Source organism: Stenotrophomonas sp. HMWF003, assembly GCF_003061285.1.
Lineage (GTDB): Bacteria > Pseudomonadota > Gammaproteobacteria > Xanthomonadales > Xanthomonadaceae > Stenotrophomonas > Stenotrophomonas maltophilia_AP.
This window is the reverse complement of record NZ_QAIW01000328.1, coordinates 1-2,312: the sequence shown is the minus strand read 5'-3', so window position 1 is coordinate 2,312 and position 2,312 is coordinate 1. Positions and strand designations below refer to the sequence as shown.

Annotated in this window: 2 protein-coding genes; both read right to left on the bottom strand. The window is 69.2% G+C overall.

What is annotated here, in order from left to right; all coding sequences use genetic code 11:
• Positions 1 to 147: 147 nt before the first annotated feature.
• The gene (locus DBR34_RS13235) at positions 148 to 1,503 is read right to left on the bottom strand and encodes a HAMP domain-containing sensor histidine kinase (protein ID WP_128097134.1); all 1,356 of its coding nucleotides are present in this window, start codon (positions 1,501 to 1,503) and stop codon (positions 148 to 150) included.
• Positions 1,500 to 2,174 carry a response regulator transcription factor gene (locus tag DBR34_RS13230; protein WP_128097133.1) on the bottom strand — a complete coding sequence of 225 codons (675 nt, stop codon included), beginning with the start codon at positions 2,172 to 2,174 and terminating at the stop codon, positions 1,500 to 1,502. Before DBR34_RS13230 ends, DBR34_RS13235 begins: the two co-directional genes overlap by 4 nt.
• Positions 2,175 to 2,312 lie beyond the last annotated feature (138 nt).

Sequence of the window (2,312 nt, the reverse complement as noted above, 5' to 3'; positions counted from 1 at the left end):
GGCCGCGTGGGGACAGGCAGGTGAGGCATCCCTCCCTCGAGCAGCACGATACGTCCCCCGCCCCGGGCCGGGATATCGGATTAGTCTGATTTTGCGCAGTCACCGACCGTACGCTGCGCACCTCCCTGATGGCAGGGTCGGCGGGAATCAGCCCTGCACGATGCCCGGCCGATCCACCGCCAATGCCACCACGAACCGCGCCCCACCGCCGGCGGCGCTTTCCGCGGCGATGCTGCCCCCATGGCGCAGCATGATTTCGCGCGCCAGGTACAGGCCAAGCCCGCTGCCGCTGCCGCTCGGGCGCAGCCGGTGGAACGGCTCGAAGATCGCCTGGCGCTCCTGTTCCGGCACGCCGGAGCCTTCGTCACTCACCGCCAGCACGCCATCGGGCTGCAGGGCCACGGCAATCAGGCCGTGGTCGCCGCCGTGGGCGATCGCGTTCTGCAACAGGCTGGCCACCACCCGGTGCAGCGCATCCGGATCGCCCCGCACCCAGACCGGCGCATCCGGTGCATCCACGGCGAAGGTGTAGCCGGCATCCAGCACCAGCGGCGCCACGTCGCCGGCCACTTCGCGGGTCAGCGCGGCCAGGTCCACGCGCTGCGACTGGCTGCGGTGATGGTCCAGCCGCTGCAGGTCGAGCAGCTGCTCGGCGATGTTGCTCAGCCGGCCGAGGTCGCGCTGCAGGCGCGAACGCGCTGGGCCAGACGGCAGGTCGGCGATGCGCGTGGCCAGGATCGCGATCGGCATGCGCAGTTCGTGCGCCGCACCCACCAGGAAGCGGTCCTGCGCGTCGTAGCTTTCGCCGATGCGGCGCACCGCCGCGTTGAAGGCATCCACCAGCGGGAAGATCTCGGCCGGCACCGCGTGCGTGTCCAGGCCGCCGCCGCGTTCGTTGATCTGGATCGCCGCCGCCTGCGCGGCCACCCGGTTCACCCCGCGCAGCGAACGATGGATCGCCCACGGTGCCACGACCAGGGTGATCACGATCAACGGCACGGTGATCCAGCCCCCCAGGTAGCCGATCACCACCAGCATCTGCCGCCACAGCCCGCGGTGCGGCATGCCGCCGATCATCACGTGCACGCGTCCTTCCGGCGTGTCGTTCACCCAGATGCGCATCGCCAGCTCGGCCGCGCGCGTACGGGTACGGATGTCGGTCGGCTCCAGGTAGCGCAGCTGGGCCACCAGCGGGCGGTACATCTCCGGCACGGTGCCGTGGGTCAGCTGGCGGCCGTCTTCATCGGTGGCGGCGAACCAGAACGTGGACGGGCGATCCTGCGCGGCCTGGTCCAAGGCGCGCCAGTCCACATGCAGTGCATCGCCCTGGACGCGGATCGACTTGGCGATCGACTCGCTCATCTTCCAGTCGATGTACCCGGCGCCACTGTCGCCATACATCAGCACCATGCCGACCAGGCCCATCGCGACCATGGTCACCTGGATCAGGATGATCTTCCAGGCAAGGCTGAAGGACAGCGAGCCGGGCTTGAGAAATTTCATGCGACGTCCTTCAACAGATAACCGATGCCGCGCATCACGTGGATCTCGACCCGCGCATCGGCCTCGGCCAAGGCCTTGCGCAGCTTGGACACGTGCGCGTCCAATGCGTTGGACTGGATCGCATCGTCGAAGCCATACACCGCCTCCAGCAATGCCGCGCGCGCCACGGTACGCCCCTGGCGCACCGCCAGTGCTTCCAGCACCAGCAACTGCCGGCGCGGCAGCGCCAGCAGCATGCCGTCGACGCTGGCCTCGCGCGCAACGAAGTCAAACTGCAGCCGCCCCAGCAACAGCACCGGCAAGGCGATCTGCGACGGGCGCCGCGAGATCGCGCGGATGCGGGCCAGCAGTTCCTCCACCGCGAACGGCTTGGTCAGGTAATCGTCGGCGCCGACGTCCAGGCCGATCACCCGGTCGGCCACCGAATCGCGCGCGGTAAGCATGATCACCGGCAGGTTGGGCACCAGGCTGCGCGCCACCCGCACGAAATTGGCCCCGTCGCCGTCGGGCAGCTGCCGATCCAGCAGCAGGATCTGGTGCACGCCGGCTTTGAGCGCCTCGCCGGCCTGGCCCATGCTGGCCACCACGTCCACCACCATGCCGTGCCGGCCCAGGCTGGCCTGGATGGCATTGGCCAGTTCCGGATCATCTTCGAGCAGCAGGATGCGCATGGGGGTGGGCACAGGGGGGGCGACGGCTGCCGATGGTACCGCGCGGCCCGGCGCAACGTTCCGACAATGTAGGCACGGCACCATGGCCGCTTGGCATTCCCAGTGTGGCAGGTACATGCGCGCGCGTTGCAAGGAAGA

Bases quoted from the DNA above. Each gene is read 5' to 3' on its own strand.
- DBR34_RS13230 (WP_128097133.1), bottom strand. From the start codon at position 2,174: ATGCGCATCCTGCTGCTCGAAGATGATCCGGAACTGGCCAATGCCATC.
- DBR34_RS13235 (WP_128097134.1), bottom strand. From the start codon at position 1,503: ATGAAATTTCTCAAGCCCGGCTCGCTGTCCTTCAGCCTTGCCTGGAAG.